The 16470-nt window shown below is 63.6% G+C and carries 18 protein-coding genes and 1 pseudogene; 14 read left to right on the forward strand and 5 right to left on the reverse strand.

Annotated features, from left to right (window positions below):
* Nucleotides 1-49 precede the first annotated feature (49 nt).
* The 9 genes from cyoA (at nt 50) to OU999_12735 (ending at nt 8127) form a co-directional block, all read left to right on the forward strand.
* Nucleotides 50-1258, forward strand: coding sequence for a ubiquinol oxidase subunit II (gene cyoA, locus OU999_12695; protein WAC22605.1), 1209 nt, complete (start codon nt 50-52; stop codon nt 1256-1258).
* Complete coding sequence (gene cyoB, locus OU999_12700) at nt 1255-3276, forward strand: cytochrome o ubiquinol oxidase subunit I (GenBank protein WAC22606.1); 2022 nt, start codon at nt 1255-1257, stop codon at nt 3274-3276. The genes cyoA and cyoB overlap by 4 nt, the downstream gene beginning before the upstream one ends.
* Nucleotides 3277-3280: 4 nt before the next feature.
* A complete protein-coding gene (gene cyoC / locus OU999_12705; GenBank protein ID WAC22607.1) occupies nt 3281-3913 on the forward strand; it encodes a cytochrome o ubiquinol oxidase subunit III in 633 nt (210 codons plus the stop codon).
* Nucleotides 3913-4296 (forward strand): cytochrome o ubiquinol oxidase subunit IV, encoded by a 384-nt coding sequence (gene cyoD / locus OU999_12710; GenBank protein ID WAC22608.1) that lies wholly within the window; start codon nt 3913-3915, stop codon nt 4294-4296. Before cyoC ends, cyoD begins: the two co-directional genes overlap by 1 nt.
* Nucleotides 4293-5000, forward strand: a complete 708-nt coding sequence (locus OU999_12715) for an SURF1 family protein (GenBank protein ID WAC22609.1) — start codon at nt 4293-4295, stop codon at nt 4998-5000. The genes cyoD and OU999_12715 overlap by 4 nt, the downstream gene beginning before the upstream one ends.
* Nucleotides 4997-6292: an ATP-binding protein gene (locus OU999_12720; GenBank protein ID WAC22610.1), complete on the forward strand. Its 1296-nt coding sequence runs from the start codon at nt 4997-4999 to the stop codon at nt 6290-6292. Before OU999_12715 ends, OU999_12720 begins: the two co-directional genes overlap by 4 nt.
* Nucleotides 6289-6828 carry a response regulator transcription factor gene (locus OU999_12725; GenBank protein WAC22611.1) on the forward strand — a complete coding sequence of 180 codons (540 nt, stop codon included), beginning with the start codon at nt 6289-6291 and terminating at the stop codon, nt 6826-6828. Before OU999_12720 ends, OU999_12725 begins: the two co-directional genes overlap by 4 nt.
* 505 nt (nt 6829-7333) lie before the next feature.
* On the forward strand, nt 7334-7477 hold the full coding sequence (locus OU999_12730; GenBank protein ID WAC22612.1) for a hypothetical protein: 144 nt from the start codon (nt 7334-7336) through the stop codon (nt 7475-7477).
* Between the two features lie 71 nt (nt 7478-7548).
* Nucleotides 7549-8127, forward strand: a complete 579-nt coding sequence (locus OU999_12735; protein ID WAC22613.1) for a hypothetical protein — start codon at nt 7549-7551, stop codon at nt 8125-8127.
* Between the two features lie 20 nt (nt 8128-8147).
* On the opposite strand, the gene mtgA is transcribed toward OU999_12735, so the two are convergent.
* Genes mtgA through OU999_12750 form a run of 3 tightly spaced genes read right to left on the reverse strand, consistent with a single transcriptional unit; the run spans nt 8148 to nt 9917 of the window.
* Nucleotides 8148-8840, reverse strand: a complete 693-nt coding sequence (mtgA, locus tag OU999_12740) for a monofunctional biosynthetic peptidoglycan transglycosylase (GenBank protein WAC22614.1) — start codon at nt 8838-8840, stop codon at nt 8148-8150.
* Nucleotides 8841-8847: 7 nt separating this feature from the next.
* Nucleotides 8848-9351 (reverse strand): DUF192 domain-containing protein, encoded by a 504-nt coding sequence (locus OU999_12745; protein ID WAC22615.1) that lies wholly within the window; start codon nt 9349-9351, stop codon nt 8848-8850.
* Nucleotides 9345-9917, reverse strand: coding sequence for a RecX family transcriptional regulator (locus tag OU999_12750; GenBank protein WAC22616.1), 573 nt, complete (start codon nt 9915-9917; stop codon nt 9345-9347). The genes OU999_12745 and OU999_12750 overlap by 7 nt, the downstream gene beginning before the upstream one ends.
* A 194-nt stretch (nt 9918-10111) precedes the next feature.
* On the opposite strand from OU999_12750, the gene OU999_12755 reads away from it, so the two are divergent.
* The 4 genes from OU999_12755 (at nt 10112) to OU999_12770 (ending at nt 14478) form a co-directional block, all read left to right on the forward strand.
* Nucleotides 10112-11839, forward strand: a complete 1728-nt coding sequence (locus OU999_12755; protein WAC22617.1) for a fatty acyl-AMP ligase — start codon at nt 10112-10114, stop codon at nt 11837-11839.
* 95 nt (nt 11840-11934) lie between these two features.
* Nucleotides 11935-12330: a hypothetical protein gene (locus OU999_12760; GenBank protein ID WAC22618.1), complete on the forward strand. Its 396-nt coding sequence runs from the start codon at nt 11935-11937 to the stop codon at nt 12328-12330.
* A 166-nt stretch (nt 12331-12496) separates the two neighbouring features.
* The gene (locus tag OU999_12765; protein ID WAC22619.1) at nt 12497-14122 is read left to right on the forward strand and encodes a Kef family K(+) transporter; all 1626 of its coding nucleotides are present in this window, start codon (nt 12497-12499) and stop codon (nt 14120-14122) included.
* Nucleotides 14123-14160: 38 nt separating this feature from the next.
* Nucleotides 14161-14478, forward strand: a complete 318-nt coding sequence (locus OU999_12770; GenBank protein ID WAC22620.1) for a hypothetical protein — start codon at nt 14161-14163, stop codon at nt 14476-14478.
* Nucleotides 14479-14651: 173 nt separating this feature from the next.
* On the opposite strand, the pseudogene OU999_12775 reads toward OU999_12770, so the two are convergent.
* Both OU999_12775 and OU999_12780 read right to left on the reverse strand, forming a co-directional pair.
* Nucleotides 14652-14780 (reverse strand): annotated as a pseudogene (locus tag OU999_12775) (type II toxin-antitoxin system RelE/ParE family toxin).
* Entirely contained in the window at nt 14777-15034 is a 258-nt protein-coding gene (locus OU999_12780) for a type II toxin-antitoxin system ParD family antitoxin (GenBank protein ID WAC22621.1), read from the reverse strand. Before OU999_12780 ends, OU999_12775 begins: the two are co-directional and overlap by 4 nt.
* 211 nt (nt 15035-15245) lie before the next feature.
* Here OU999_12780 and OU999_12785 point away from each other — a divergent pair, with 211 nt between their 5' ends.
* On the forward strand, nt 15246-16457 hold the full coding sequence (locus tag OU999_12785; GenBank protein WAC22622.1) for a toxic anion resistance protein: 1212 nt from the start codon (nt 15246-15248) through the stop codon (nt 16455-16457).
* The last annotated feature ends 13 nt before the right edge of the window (nt 16458-16470 follow it).

Below are 16470 nucleotides of genomic sequence, written 5' to 3' on the forward strand. Positions count from 1 at the left end.
AGGCAGGTCTAATTGGACAGTCATGCCAAGTTCCATCACTCGTCTGCCCATGACCAGTCTGTCCGTGACACACCTGCGCCCCAGCCGCTGGATCGCCGCCGCCTGCCTGTTGCCGCTGCTGGGCGGATGCAACATGGTCGTGCTCGACCCGGCGGGCGATGTCGCGCAGCAGCAGGGCGATCTGGTCGTCATCTCGACGCTGCTGATGCTGATCATCATCGTGCCGGTGATGGCGCTGACCGGCTGGTTTGCCTGGAAATATCGCGCGGCCAATGAGGCTGCGACCTACAAGCCCGATTGGGACCATTCGACTCAGCTCGAGCTCGCCATCTGGGCGATCCCGCTGCTGATCATCATCTGTCTGGGCGCGGTGACCTGGGTCGGCACGCATCTGCTCGACCCCTATCGCCCGCTCGCCCGCACCGCGCCCGGACAGGCGGTGACTGCAAAGGACAAGCCGCTCGAGGTGCAGGTCGTGGCACTGCACTGGAAATGGCTGTTCATCTATCCCGAACAGGGCGTGGCGACGGTGAACGAGCTGGCCGTGCCCGAAGGCCGCCCGCTCAAGTTCCGCATTTCCTCCTCCTCGGTGATGAACAGCTTCTATGTCCCCGCCATGGCCGGGCAGATCTATGCGATGCCCGGCATGGAGACGAAGCTGCACGCGGTGTTCAACAAAACCGGCAATTTCGAGGGATTTTCCGCCAATTATTCGGGCGCGGGCTTTTCGAACATGCGCTTTGGCGTGCGCAGCATGACGGCGCAGGGCTTCGAGCAATGGGCCGCCAAGGCGCGCAAGGCCGGCCAGACGCTCGACCGCGCCGCCTATCTCAAGCTCGAACGCCCGAGCGAGAAGGAGCCGGTGCGCCGCTATGCCAGCGTAGAGGCCGATCTGTTCGACCGCATCGTCAACCTGTGCGCAGAGCCGGGCAAGATGTGCATGCACGACATGATGGCGATCGACGCGCGTGGCGGCATGGGCCTGGCTGGCCTGCACAATGTGCGCCAGCTGTCCTATGACAAGTTCGCCGCACGCGGCACCGGCGAGACCGCCAGCGACCGCTATATCGCCGAAAACTGCACCAATCCCGAGCTGCTCGGTGCCAGCCTGGCCCGGATCGAGGATCGTGTCATCGACCTCGCCACCCTGACCGGAGCAGGCCTTCCCCGTCCTGGCGGACCGCGCTTCCGCACGCGCACCGCCACCCCCAAGCCGGCCGAACTGACCCAGGTCAGCAATATGGACCCCGCATCATGACCGCGAACGCCGTCCCCTCGACCTCCGCTGCCGAGCCGAGCTTCCTGCTCGGCAAGCTCTCGTGGAATTCGCTGCCGCACGACCCCATCGTGCTCTCGACGATGGTTGTCGTCATCATCGGCGGCATCGGCCTGTTCGCGCTGGTCACGCGCTACAGATTGTGGGGCTATCTGTGGAAGGAGTGGTTCACCACCGTCGACCACAAGAAGATCGGGATCATGTACATGATCCTGGGCCTCGTCATGTTCCTGCGCGGCTTTGCCGATGCGATCATGATGCGGCTGCAGCAGGTCATGGCGTTCGGCGGGTCCGAAGGTTATCTGAATTCGCACCATTACGACCAGATCTTCACCGCGCATGGCGTGATCATGATCTTCTTCGTGGCGATGCCGTTCATCACGGGCCTCATGAACTATGTCGTGCCGCTGCAGATCGGCGCGCGCGACGTCTCCTTCCCATTCCTCAACAATTTCAGCTTCTGGATGACCACATCGGGCGCGGTGCTGACCATGGCATCGCTGTTCGTCGGCGAATTCGCCGCGACCGGATGGCTCGCCTATCCACCACTATCGGGCATCGCCTACAGCCCCAGCGTCGGGGTGGATTACTATATCTGGGCGCTGCAGATCGCGGGCGTCGGCACGACCCTGTCGGGCATCAACCTGATCGTCACGATCCTCAAGATGCGCGCGCCGGGCATGGGCCTGATGAAGATGCCGGTGTTCACCTGGACGTCCTTGTGCGCCAACATCCTGATCGTGGCGAGCTTCCCGGTGCTCACCGCCGTGCTCGCGCTGCTGACGCTCGACCGCTATGTCGGCACCAATTTCTTCACCAACGACTTTGGCGGGTCGTCGATGATGTACGTCAACCTGATCTGGATCTGGGGCCACCCGGAGGTGTACATCCTCATCCTGCCGCTGTTCGGCGTGTTCAGCGAGGTCACCTCGACCTTCTCGGGCAAGAAGCTCTTCGGCTATACCTCGATGGTCTATGCGACGATCGTGATCACGATCCTGAGCTATGTCGTGTGGCTGCACCACTTCTTCACCATGGGCTCGGGCGCGTCGGTCAACAGCTTCTTCGGCATCACCACGATGGTGATCTCGATCCCGACGGGCGCCAAGCTGTTCAACTGGCTGTTCACCATGTACCGCGGCCGCATCCGCTACGAGCTGCCGATGATGTGGACGGTGGCGTTCATGCTCACCTTCACCATCGGCGGCATGACCGGCGTGCTGCTCGCGGTGCCGCCTGCCGATTTCGTGCTGCACAACTCGCTGTTCCTGATCGCGCATTTCCATAACGTGATCATCGGCGGCGTGCTGTTCGGCATCTTCGCGGCGATCAACTACTGGTGGCCCAAGGCGTTCGGCTTCAAGCTCGATCCGTTCTGGGGCAAGGTCAGCTTCTGGTGCTGGGTCCCCGGCTTCTGGGTCGCGTTTGCGCCGCTCTATGTTCTGGGCCTGATGGGCGTCACGCGCCGCATGCGGGTGTTCGATGACCCCAGCTTGCAGATCTGGTTCGCCATCGCCGCTGTCGGCGCATTCATGATCGCCGCCGGGATCGCCGCGATGCTCATCCAGTTCGCGGTCAGCATCTGGAAGCGCGAGGCGCTCGCCGAGACGACGGGCGACCCGTGGAACGGCCGCACGCTCGAATGGGCGACCAGCTCGCCCCCGCCCGACTATAATTTCGCCTTCACTCCGCGTATCCATGCGCTCGATGCCTGGTACGACATGAAGGCGGCGGGCGTGGAGCACCCTGCCGATGGCTACAAGGACATCCACATGCCGAGCAACACCGGCGCGGGGATCATCCTGGCGGGCATCAGCACCGTGTGCGGCTTTGCCCTGGTGTGGCATATCTGGTGGCTGGCGGGCGCGAGTTTTGCGGCGCTGATCGCCACCGCGATCATCCACACCTTCAACTACAAGCGCGATTTCCACATCCCGGCAGCCGAGGTCGCCGCGACCGAAGCGAAGCGGGCGCGCCTGCTCGCCAGCGCGGGAGCCTGACGCCATGACAAGCGCAACCACAACGATCGCGGCGGGCGGTGACGCACCGGTCTATTACGAGATCGACGAGCATCCGCACCCCGAAGGGCACAGCACCATGCTGGGCTTCTGGATCTATCTGATGAGCGACTGCCTCATCTTTGCGATTCTGTTTGCCTGTTATGCGGTGCTGGGCGGCAATTTCGCCGCCGGTCCCGGTCCCAAGGACCTGTTCGACCTGAACCTCATCGCGCTCAACACCGCGATGCTGCTGTTCTCGTCGATCACCTATGGCTTTGCGATGATCGCGATGCAGGGCAGGAACCTGCGCCACACGCAGATGTGGCTGGCGGTGACCGGATTGTTCGGCGCGGCGTTCCTTGCCATCGAGCTGTACGAATTCTCGCACCTCATCCATATCGGCGCGACCCCGCAGCGCAGCGCGTTCCTCTCGGCCTTCTTCACGCTGGTCGGAACGCACGGCCTGCACGTCACCTTCGGCCTCATCTGGCTGGTGACGCTGATCGTGCAGCTGGGCCGCCATGGCCTCAACCCCGCCAACCAGCGCCGCGTTGCGTGCCTCAGCCTGTTCTGGCACTTTCTCGACGTGATCTGGATCGGCGTGTTCACCTTTGTCTATCTGATGGGAATGCTGTGATGAGCGCCAACACGCACGCCGAACAGGTCGAGCACGACAGCCACGGCATCGAGATCCCGCACGCCAGCTTCCGCGATTATGCCACCGGCTTCGTGCTATCGGTTGTCCTCACCGCCATTCCCTTCGCGCTGGTGATGACAGGCGCGCTGTCGCCTGCCGTCACGGCGGTGACGATCATGGGCTTTGCCGTGGTGCAGATCGTCGTCCACATGGTCTATTTCCTGCACATGAGCCCCAAGGCCGAAGGCGGCTGGTCGATCACCTCGCTGGTGTTCACGATCATCGTCGTCGGCATCATGCTGTCGGGCTCGCTCTGGGTGATGAGCCATCTCAACAGCAACATGATGCCGCAGGCGCATGAAGAGATGAGCCAGATCCCGTGACCCGGGCCCGGCCAGCCGCGCGGGTCGTGCTGGTCGTTGCGCTGCTGGCCCTTGCGCTGACCGGCTTTGCCCTGAGCGCCTGGCAGGTCCAGCGGCGCGCGTGGAAACATGCACTGATCGAGGCGGTGGAGAGCCGCAGCACCGCAGCGCCGGTGCCCGCGCCCGGCCCCGCCACCTGGCCGCGCATCAGCCAGGATCGCGATGCCTATCGGCGCGTGACCATCACCGGGCGCTTTGCCCATGACCGCGAGACGCTGGTCCAGGCGGTGACCGAGCGCGGCGGCGGCTATTGGGTGCTCACCCCGCTGGTGGGCGATCGCTTCACGGTGCTCGTCAATCGCGGCTTCGTGCCTCCCGAAAAACGCGACCCGAAGACGCGGGTGCAAGGCATTTCATCGGCACCGGTCACCGTCACTGGCCTGCTGCGCATCACCGAGCCCGAGGGCGGCTTTCTGCGCTCCAACGACGCCAAGGCTAACCGCTGGTATTCGCGCGATATTGCTGCGATCGCTGCCGCGCGACGCCTGGATCGCACCGCGCCCTATTTCATCGATGCCGATGCCGCGCCCAATGCGGGCGGCTATCCGGTCGGCGGGCTGACCGTGATCCGCTTCAGCGACAATCACGCCGTCTATGCCCTTACCTGGCTGGCGCTCGCGCTTGGGTGCCTGTTCGGCGCAAAGCTGGTATGGCAGCGGCGATGATCCCCACCGCCGCACCCCAGGTCACCGATGCCGTACGGCGCAACATGGCGCTGCTCATCCAGCTGCGCTGGCTGGCTGTCGGCGGCCAGCTGTTCACCATCCTGCTCGTCCACGGGCCGATGGACATCGCGCTGCCGCTGGCGCCGCTGATCGCCGCCATCTCGCTGCTCGTGTTCATCAACATCGTCACGCTGTACATGCTCCACCGGTTCGATGCGGGGCTGGAATATGCGCTGTTCACGGCCTTGATGTTCGATATCGCGGCGCTGACCTGGCAGCTGCATTTCACCGGCGGCCTCGCCAATCCGTTCGCGGCCCTGTTCCTGCTGCAGGTGGTGATCGGCGCGATGGTGCTGCGGCCCGCCGCGTCCTGGGCGATGGTTGCCGCATCGCTCGGCGCGCTCGCAGTGCTGGCGATCGATCCCGTGCCGCTCACCCTGCCGCCCGAATTGCAGGACGAGGAATTCAGCCTGTACCTGCAGGGCAGCTTCGTGTGCTTCGGGCTGATCGCGGTGTTGCTGGTCGCCTTCGTCACCCGGATCGCCCGAAACTTGCGCGAACGCGATGCCGCGCTCGCCGCGATCCGCCAGCGCGCGGCGGAAGAGGACCATATCGTGCGCATGGGCCTGCTCGCCTCGGGCGCGGCGCACGAACTGGGCACGCCGCTCGCCACGCTGTCGGTGCTGGTCAACGACTTTCGCGCGATGCCCGAACTGGAGGCCGTGGCCGATCTTTCCGCCGATCTCGACGACATGGAAAATGCGGTGCAGCGCTGCAAGACGATCGTCAGCGGCATCCTGATGTCGGCAGGCGAGGCGCGCGGCGAAGCGCCCGAGCGCACCACGATGCGCGCGTTCCTGCGCGATATCGCCGACGAATGGCGGGTGACGCGCGGGCTCGACACGCTCGAATATCACGACCGGTTCGGCCAGGATGTCGCGATCGTCTCCGACCCTGCGCTGCGCCAGGTGATCGGCAATGTCATCGACAATGCGGTCGATGTCTCGCCGCAATGGGTGAGCATCCGCGCCGCGCGCCAGGGCGATGCGCTGGAGCTCACGGTGATCGACAAGGGGCCGGGCTTTGCCCCCGAAATCCTGGAGGGCCTGGGCAAGCCGTACCGGTCGACCAAGGGCAAGCCCGGCGGCGGACTTGGCCTGTTTCTGCTGGTCAACGTGATGCGCAAGCTGGGCGGAGAGGTGCGTGCGGGCAATCGCGAGCATGGCGGGGCAGAAGTCACCATATGGCTGCCATTGGACGCCATCGCCTATCCAGCCGGAGTGCGGACATGACCACGGACCGTCATTTGCTGATCGTCGAGGATGACGAAACCTTCGCCCGAACGCTCCGCCGGTCGTTCGAGCGGCGCGGCTATACCGTGTCTTCTGCATCGAGCCACGATGGCCTCAAGCTGCTGCTGGACGAGGGGCTGGTGCCCACGCACGCGGTGATCGACCTCAAGCTGGCGGGAAGCGCCTCGGGCCTGACCTGCGTTCCGGCGGTGCGTGCAGCAGCGCCTCTCGCGCGCATCGTGGTGCTGACCGGCTTTGCGAGCATCGCCACCGCTGTCGAGGCGATAAAGCTGGGCGCCGACCATTATCTCGCCAAGCCATCGAACACCGACGATATCGAAGCCGCCTTCGCGCGCACCGAAGGCGATGCCGACACCGCGCTCGACACCCGCCAGTCGTCGATCAAGACGGTCGAATGGGAGCATATCCACCAGACGCTGGTCGATACCGGCTTCAACGTCTCCGAAACCGCACGGCGGCTGGGCATGCACCGGCGGACATTGGCGCGAAAGCTGGAGAAGCGGCAGGTGCGGTGATCGTCATTGCCATAACGAATTGCATCCGCATAAAACCATCAGTGATTCGCCTGTGAACACGTCAGTCTGGTAACTTGGGACCAACCCAAGGGTTCATCGGCCTTTGTATTGAACAGGCCTTGCCTTCACATTCGCCAAAGAAAACAAAGCACAAGCAGTTTATCTAAGAATTTTAGCAACTGGTCCTATTGGCGGTTGATTTGGCGCTCCTTCGCAATCATATTGCAGCCGCGTAAAATTCTGGTTCCACATAGAGGAAGCAGTAACCAATCTCGCCTAGCTTCGGTCAGAACCGGCACGGCGGATGGGAGACTGTTGCGTGTGTGATTCTGACTGCCTGCGGCGTCAGAACGATGATCAGATGGGTAAGGACAAGGGTGTGCCGTCGGCCCTGACAACAACTGTCGGCAAAAGGGTGGCGTGTCTGGCACGTCGGGGGCAAGGACAGCGAGGGTCAGGGTCTGGCCTTTGGCGGTTCGATGGATAGAGTATAAGGAATAGCGACATGACACTTACGAAACACAAAGAGGGCGTCATGACGGCCAGCCGCGGCGCGGTGCGTATGTATCCGAACAACAGCCTCGGGAAGCCGGTGCGCTCTTTTGAGAACACACTTTTCGCAATGGTGAAAAAGACCTTTACGAAGTAAGATTTTCTCTTCACATACATGCCCCCTGACCACCGGTCAGGGGGCTTTATTTTTATGTGGCGTAATCTGTGATGACCTATGCCGACGATCCAGGCGAATATCCCAATATTTTCCGACAGCTAGAAGAATCCGAAGCATTCTTCACTGAATTTGTGGGCAACCATTTTTCGGCAGCCCCTGATGAACTGCAATCTTTGGCCAAATGTAGCGTCACGATCGACCAGGCACGGCTGAGCTATGCCTATGATCAGTATATTCAGGGCATCGGGAGGTTTGCCGTTATCCTGGAATCAGGTGATCCTGACCATTTCAAGCGTGCCGGGGCGCTGCTCCATGCGATTTATTCGAGTCAGCCCATCACCGGCATCTGTTTCGATCCAGAGCTAGAAGACATAGACACCAATTCAACACCCATTGGCATCACCTATCACGATGCGGAAGACGCATTGTTCTTCGCGCGCTTCTTCAACGAATATCACAATGAGTTTCTCGGCTTTCAGATCGCGTTCGAAATCTGCCGCATGTATGTTCCGGGCACCCCGCAGACAGTAGATTTTGAATATGTGTACACCGTTTGCGTCTACCTGAAAAATGACGGCAATCTGAGTGTGGAATCGCTATTCATGATTTTCAAAAGCCTGTTGAGATAATCGCCCAAGCCGGCAGTGTCTCAAGGCCGCGCGCAAGCATCCAGGCCGTCGCGCTGGACGATGCGGATGCGGCGCGCGATGTTGTTGCCATAGCGGCGCACGAAGCCGCTGGGGTTCTTGACCGATCGCTTCTTGGGCAGCGGCAGCGCAGCGGCCATGCGCGCGGCCTGATCGCGGCTGAGCGACGCGGCACCCTTGCCGAAATAGCGTTCAGCCCCCGCTTCGACGCCATAGGTGCCGATGCCGGTTTCGGCGACGTTGAGATACACCTCCATGATCCGGCGCTTGCCCCAGATCGCCTCGATCAGCACGGTGAACCAGGCCTCCAGACCCTTGCGGAAAAAGCCGCCATTCTGCCAGAGGAACACGTTCTTGGCCGTCTGCTGGCTGATCGTCGATCCGCCCCGGATGCGCCCGCCCTGCATGTTGCGCCGCATCGCATCCTCGATTGCCTTGGTATCAAAGCCGTTATGCGTGCAGAACTTGCCGTCCTCGGCAGCGATCGCGGCAGAGACCATGTTGCGGTCGATCCGGTCGAGCGGGGTCCAGTCGCGCGTCGCGCCATTGCTGTCGGTGAGCATGGTGATGGTCGTGGGCGGCGGCACGAAGCGATAGAGCGCCACCATCACCAGCGACAGCAGGACAAAGCCGAAGATCAGCTTGAATACCCAAGCGATCAGGCGGGCGAGAATGCCCCGTTTGCGCGCCGCCATGCCGCCCTCAGCGCTTGTCGCGCCAGGTGACGGTATCGCCGGGCTTGATCCCCAGCTCGGCAGCCCGGCCGCCGGCAATTTCCAGCACCGCAGCGACCGGTTCGCCCGAGCTGATCGGGTCGAGCGAATAGGGCACCGCATTGGCAGCGATGCTCTCGACGGTGCCATCGGCGCGCACGAACAGCAGATCGAGCGGGATGACGGTGTTCTTCATCCAGAAGCTGGCGGGCTTGGGCGTCGGGAAGGGAAAGAGCATGCCCGCATCGGGGGCAAGCTCGGTGCGGAACATCAGGCCCTGCGCCTGTTCCTGCGAGCTGCGCGCCATCTCGACGGTAAAGCTGTGCGTCTTGCCGCCGCTCTTGATGGTCAGCGGCACCAGATCGAGCCCGGCAGGCGACAGGGCAGCCTTTTCAGCCGCCGGGCGCTGCGCCACCGCATCGCTGGGCGCAGAGGCATTGCACGCCACCAGCGCCAGCGTCGCCAGCATCGCCCCGCAGAATCTCGTCACCATTGGTCTCTCCCGAATTGCTCGTCCAGCCCCGCTATCTCCTCCATGCTATCGGCGAAAACAAGGGCGCGGGCGAGCGCAAAATCATGGCCGGCGCGGATAAACGCCTGCAATTGCTTCTGCCTGCGGTCGGGATCGGCAGGCCCTGTGGCGAACGGGCCGATGCGCTTGCGCCGGGCAAAGGCCAGCGCGGCCGCACCAGCCTGATCCCGCCCCGCCTCACGCGCGGGTGCGCGCTCCGCCTCGCCGACACCGGCTGCGACCAGGGCCTGCTCCACCCGCCGCGCGCCATAGCCCCGGCGCAGCAGCGCGCCGCTCTTCATCGCGGCAAATCCGGCATCGTCGACATAGCCAAGCTCGGCGCAGCGATCGGCGATCGCCTCGCAATCGGGTGGGCGTTCACCGGCCCAGCCGCGCTCGCGCACCTTGCGCTGCAGATAGTGCACCAGCCGCGCCCGTGTGGTCGCAAATCGCCCCAGATAATGCAGCGCCAGATCCTTCAGCGTCTGCTCGTCGAGCGGCTTGGGCGGGCGTTTTTCGCGCTTGCGTTGGCGATCGGGAGGGGTCATGCGCCATTTTTGTGCCACAGTCGGGTCGAATTTAGAACGCTTCTCATCGGCTAGAGCCGAAATGGGGCATTGTGGGATGAAGCTGGTTCATCCCCGGGCCATGACAGCAAGGGCAGACGCTAGCGGGTCCTGCCCCTGCAACGCGACAGACCGGAAATCCGGCGCGCGCAGAGGAAAGCAACGGGTTAATACGCATGATGCAATTGCAGCCGACTCCCACCGCCGATGCGCTTGAGCGCCGGTTCGCCGATTTCGCGACGCTGGGCGATGCGCTCGATTACGCGGCGCTTGGGCAACGCGGGTTCAACTTCCACGATCCGCGCGGCACGCTGGTGCGGCCCTATCCCTATAGCGAACTGCGCACCGACGCGCTGGCGCATGCGCTGCGGCTGATGGCACGCGGCGTGAAGCCGGAAGATCGGATCGCGATCGTCGCCGAAACCGGCGCGGAATTCGCCTCGCTGTTCTTCGGCGCGGTCTATGCCGGGGCCTGGCCGGTCCCGCTGCCGCTGCCCACCAGCTTTGGCGGCAAGGAAAGCTATGTCGAGCAGCTCAGCGTCCAGCTGCGCTCCAGCGATCCCAAATTTCTGTTCTACCCTGCCGAACTGGCGGAAATGGGTGGCGAGGCGGCCAAGCGCTGCGGTGTCGAGGGCGTGGATTGGGAGAGCTTCGCAGCCGAAGCCGCTCCGCAAACCGATCTGCCGAGCGCCAGCCCCGAAGATATCTGCTATCTGCAATATTCGAGCGGATCGACCCGCTTCCCGCACGGCGTGGCAGTCACCCATGCCGCGCTGCTGAGCAATCTGGCGGCGCATTCGCACGGCATGCACGTGTGCGAGACCGACCGCTGCATCTCGTGGCTGCCCTGGTACCATGACATGGGCCTAGTCGGCTGCATGCTGTCGATGGTCGCCAATCAGGTCTCGACCGATTATCTGAAGACCGAGGATTTCGCGCGCCGTCCGCTAGCCTGGCTCGACCTGATCAGCCGCAACCCCGGCACCTCGTGCAGCTATTCGCCGACCTTCGGCTATGACATCTGCGCGCGCCGCATCGGCAGCCAGTCGCGGGTCGAGGAACGCTTCGACCTGTCGCGCTGGCGGCTCGCGGGCAATGGCGCGGACATGATCCGCCCCGATGTCATGCAGGCGTTCGTCAACGCGTTTGCTCCTGCGGGCTTCAAGGCGAGTGCCTTCCTGCCCAGCTATGGCCTGGCTGAAGCGACGCTGGCGGTGACGCTGATGCCGCCGGGCGAAGGCATTGTCGTCGATCTGGTCGAGGAACAGCGCCTGTCGGGCGCGCCGGTCGATGCCAGCAAGCCCAAGCGGTACCGCTCGATCGTCAATTGCGGCAAGGCGTGCCGGGGCATGTCGATCGAGATCCGCGATGGCGATGGCCGCGTGCTCGCTGACCGCGAAATCGGCAAGGTGTGGACCGCTGGTCCCTCGATCATGCACAGCTATTTCCGGGATCCCGAGGCGACCGAGGCGTGCCTGGTCGATGGCTGGCTGGATACCGGCGACATGGGCTATATGGTCGATGGCTATCTGTACATTGTCGGCCGCGCCAAGGACATGATCATCATCAACGGCAAGAACCACTGGCCGCAGGACATCGAATGGGCGGTGGAGCAGCTGCCCGGGTTCAAGTCCGGCGACATTGCCGCCTTCTCGATCACCACGCCTGCAGGTGAAGAGGCACCCGCCGTGCTGGTCCAGTGCCGCACCACCGACGAGGCCGAACGACGCCGTCTGCGCGACGAAATCCGCGAAAAGGTGCGTTCGATCACCGGCATGAACTGCGTGATCGAACTGGTGCCGCCACGCACGCTGCCGCGCACCTCGTCGGGCAAATTGAGCCGCGCCAAGGCCCGCAACCTGTATCTCTCGGGCGAGATCCAGCCCTACGAACTGGCGGCCTGATCGCGGCAGCCTGCGGGTCGGCGGGTTTACCGCTGGCCCCCGCGTCCCTATATCACAGGGATATGCCGCCGATTGCGCCCTCCTCTCAGCCGTTGATGGCCCTGCCTCCCGTTGCGGCGCGCCCTCGGCATGCCTGGGTGAGCGGCATCATCATCGCGCTGTTCATCGCTCTGGCAAGCGCGCTGCTGCCCGGATCGATACCCTCCACCCAGACGGTGGGCTCAGCCTTCAACCCCGCAACCACGCAGGTGGCGCTGAGCCGCGAGGAAAGCGAACAGTTTTCCTTTGCCGCGCCCGTCGACGATGTGCCCAAACCGGCGCTTGATGGCGGCGATGCCGGGCGGTTTCACATCATCGCGCCTGCCGCCCTGGCTGCAGCAGCACTGGGCGAGCCCTATCGGCCGCTGCACACGGCATCGCCCCTGTTCCCCGATCTGCCTGCAGCCGCGCGCCCGGGATCGGGTCCGCGCGCCCCGCCCGCCCGCGCCTGATCTTCGCGCGGCGTCTTCTGCACCCCCAACATCTCCGGAATAGCCCGCAGGCCTGAGCCTGTGCCGCATCGACGTCGCGACTGATCGCCCGGGCCAGCCGCTCCCCGCCTGAGGCGGAGACAGCGTGCTGCCCGCGACCATCCCTCTCATCCCGAGAGATCAGATCATGCATCATGCCACCCCGCTGATCGGCACCATCGTTGCCGGTCTGGTCGTCGCGTTCCTGATGGGCGCGCTGGCCCAGAGGCTCAAGATATCCCCCATTGCCGGCTATCTGCTCGCCGGAGTCCTGGTTGGCCCGTTCACCCCCGGCTTTGTCGCCGATGGCAAGCTGGCCAATGAACTTGCCGAAATCGGCGTCATCCTGCTGATGTTCGGCGTCGGCCTGCACTTTTCACTGCGCGACCTGATGGCGGTAAAGGCGATCGCCATACCCGGTGCGCTCGTCCAGATCGCGACCGCCACTGCGTTGGGCATGGGCCTGTCCTGGGCGATGGGATGGACGCCGATCGCCGGCTTCATCTTCGGCCTTGCCCTGTCGGTCGCCAGCACCGTGGTGCTGCTGCGCGCCTTGCAGGTGCGCAACCTGGTCGAGACCGAACGCGGCCAGATCGCCATCGGCTGGCTGATCGTCGAAGACATCGTGATGGTGCTGGCGCTGGTGATGCTGCCACCGCTGGCGCGCATCGCGACCAATCCGGAAGGGGCGGACCTGATGTCCATCGCCCAGCCGATGGCCGCCACGCTGTTCAAGGTCGCAGGGTTCGTCATGTTCATGCTGGTCATCGGCCGCCGCGTGATCCCGCATGTGCTGCACTGGGTGGTGCATACCGGATCGCGCGAGCTGTTCCGCCTCGCGGTGCTTGCCATCGCGCTGGGGGTCGCCTTTGGCGCGGCCTTCGTGTTCGAGGTGAGCCTTGCCCTGGGCGCATTCTTTGCCGGGATGATCCTGGGCGAAACCACGCTCAGCCGCCGCGCGGCGGAAGAGACGCTGCCGCTGCGCGATGCGTTTGCGGTGCTGTTCTTCGTTTCGGTCGGCATGCTGTTCAACCCCCATGTGCTGGTCCAGCAGCCGCTGCCGCTGCTGGCGACGGTGGCGATCATCATCATCGGCAAGTCGATCGCGGCCTATGGCATCGCGCGGATGTTCCGCAAATCGCACCGCACCAGCCTGACCATCGCGTGCAGCCTGGCGCAGATCGGCGAATTCTCGTTCATCCTGGCAAGCCTGGGCACCAGCCTGGGGGTCCTGCCCGCAGAGGCGCGCGACCTGATCCTGGCGGGCGCGATCATCTCCATCTTCGTCAACCCCTTCCTGTTCAGCTGGGTGATGCGGATGCAGCAGCGCTTTTCCGATGCCGATGCGCTATCCGGCCAGGGCCCGGCGGGCGGCCATATCGTCATCATCGGCCATGGCCGGGTGGGCCAGCATGTCGCCGCCGCGCTGCAGCAGGAGCCAGGCAGCCTGGTGGTGATCGAGGACAATCCCGACAAGCTTGCCAAGGCGCAGGCCGATGGGCTTGCCACCGTGCGCGGCGATGCCGTGGACAATGGCATCCTGGAAAAGGCCGGGATCGGCCGCGCCAGCGCACTGATCCTCGCCATTCCCGAAGGCTATGAGGCCGGCGCGATCCACCAACGCGCCCGATCGCTGAACCCCGATCTCAAGGTCATCGCCCGCGCCCATTCCGAGGATGAATATGCGCATCTCGCCCGTCTGGGCGTGCGCCACATCGTCCGCGCCGAACAGGAAACCGCACGCCGCATGGTCGACCTGCTCCACGGCAGCTGACCGCGCGCCCGGCCCACCGACATCACGAAAGACAATCCATGCAAGACATCAAGCAACAGGGCGATGCGCCCGCCACCGACAACGAAGCGCTGCGCAAGCGCATGAAATCGCTGTTCAAGCGCTATCCCGATATCACCGCGTCCGAGCGCGACGAGATCGTGCGCTATCTGCGCACCGCACCGGTGCTCGACATCGGCCTGCTGAAGAGCGACGAGTCGCTGCGCTACCGCATCGCCGCCTTCGAGCAAGCCAATGCCCGCGCGCTGGGCAGCTCGCCGTCGGAAATCGCGATCCTTATCGCGATCTTCGCGATCGTCGCGGCCATATGTGTCGCATTATGGGACATGGGGGTGTAGCTGCGGCCACCCATCAATCGAGATCGCCATCATGGTCCTGCGCTCCGTTGATGATGCGCAGGATCGTGATGGCGTCTGCATCGATCCGGTAGAAAATCAGGTATTCCATGCACGCGCCGCCGCACGGCCTCACGCGCATAGCGCTCCACGGCCGGAAAGCGGCGCGGGAAATTGGCGATATCCGCGCACTTTGCCCGCAGCGTGCGGATAAAGGCCAGCGCATGGCTGGGGCTGTCTGCAGCGATATGGTCGGCAATGGCTTCAAGATCGCTTTCTGCCGCAGACGACAGAAGCACTTTCATACCTGGCGGTCCGGCATCGCGCCGTAGCGCGCTTCCAGCCGGGCAAATACTTCATCGGCCAGTTTGAGCTTGCCTGCATTGGCATCCTCCAGCCCCTGGGCAATCGCGATGTCGAGCGCGGCCAGCCGTGCCTCTCGCTCCTGAATCAGGCGGACACCTTCGCGCAGCACCTCGCTTTTGGAATTGTAACGGCCCTGTTCCACCAGCGAGGCGACGAAGCTCTCCAGCGTCTGACCCAGATCGGCACTGATCATGCGCACAGCCTCCTTGTCCTCGTATGTTATCAACTATTATCAAGCCAGATGCAAGGATCGCAGGGGGCGTGGATTTCGACCCCGTCCCCAGCCGCCATTTCCCTTGCACTTTACGGCTGTATTGTTATCTTAACACAGTAACACTTATCTCTTGCCCTCAAGGGCATCTCCCCTCATTTTAGGGAACAAGAGCGAACGGGAGCGCAAGGCCATGGCGACGCAAACTGCGATTGCGGACAAGAAACTGACGCTGGAGGCGCCCGATCCGGTGCCTGTCGTCACCGCAGCCGAGGCCACCGGGCTGGTGCCCGTGTCCGAAGAGGTGAAATCCAAGCTCGACGAGAAGGTCGACGGCTTCATCAGCGATCTGGTCGCGCAGGACGTCAACTCGCCCGAATTCGGCAAGCGCGTCGATCAGATCACCAATATGGGCCGCAAGGAAATCACCGATGCGGCGGGCCAGTCGAACCGTTTTCTCGACCGGCCCGTGCGCGCGATGGACAATGACAATTCGGTCGGCGCGAACCTGGCGCAGCTTCGCCGAACGGTCGAGGATCTCGACCCCGGCAAGAAGGGCGACCTGTTCACCCGCAAGAAGATTTTCGGCATCATCCCCTTCGGCAACAAGATGCGCGACTATTTCGACAGCTACAAGTCGAGCCAGGGGCATATCCAGTCGATCTTGGGCAGCCTGCAGAGCGGCAAGGACGAGTTGCTGATGGACAATGCCGCGATCGATGTGGAGCGGCAGAATCTGTGGGCGGCGATGGGCAAGCTCGAGCAGATGATCCATGTCTCCAAGACGCTCGACGCGCGGCTCGAGGCCAAGGCTGCCGAGCTGGAGATGACCGATCCGGCCAAGGCCAAGGCGATCAAGGAAACCGCGCTGTTCTATGTCCGCCAGCGCACGCAGGACCTGCTGACCCAGATGGCGGTCACGGTGCAGGGCTATCTCGCGCTCGATCTCGTCAAGAAGAACAATGTCGAGCTGGTCAAGGGTGTCGACCGCGCCAGCACCACCACCGTGGCAGCGCTGCGCACCGCCGTGACCGTGGCGCAGGCTTTGGTCGGCCAGAAGCTGGTGCTCGACCAGATCACCGCTCTGAACACCACCACCGCCAACATCATCGATTCGACCGGCACGATGCTGAAAGAGCAGACCGCCAAGATCCACGAACAGGCGGCATCGGCGACGATTCCCGTCGAGACGCTGCAGCGCGCGTTCCAGAACATCTATGACACGATGGACAATATCGACACGTTCAAGGTCAAGGCATTGGACAGCATGAAGACCACCGTCGACACGCTGAGCAAGGAAGTCGAGAAGTCCAAGGGCTATATCGCGCGCGCCGAAGGCGCATCGCAGGGCGGCAGCAGCGGCGCGTCCTCGGGCCCGTCCCTGCTCAGCTCGCTGGAGGCCTGAACCAGGCAGGCCC

It is taken from the genome of Blastomonas sp. SL216 (assembly GCA_026625625.1).
GTDB lineage: Bacteria > Pseudomonadota > Alphaproteobacteria > Sphingomonadales > Sphingomonadaceae > Blastomonas.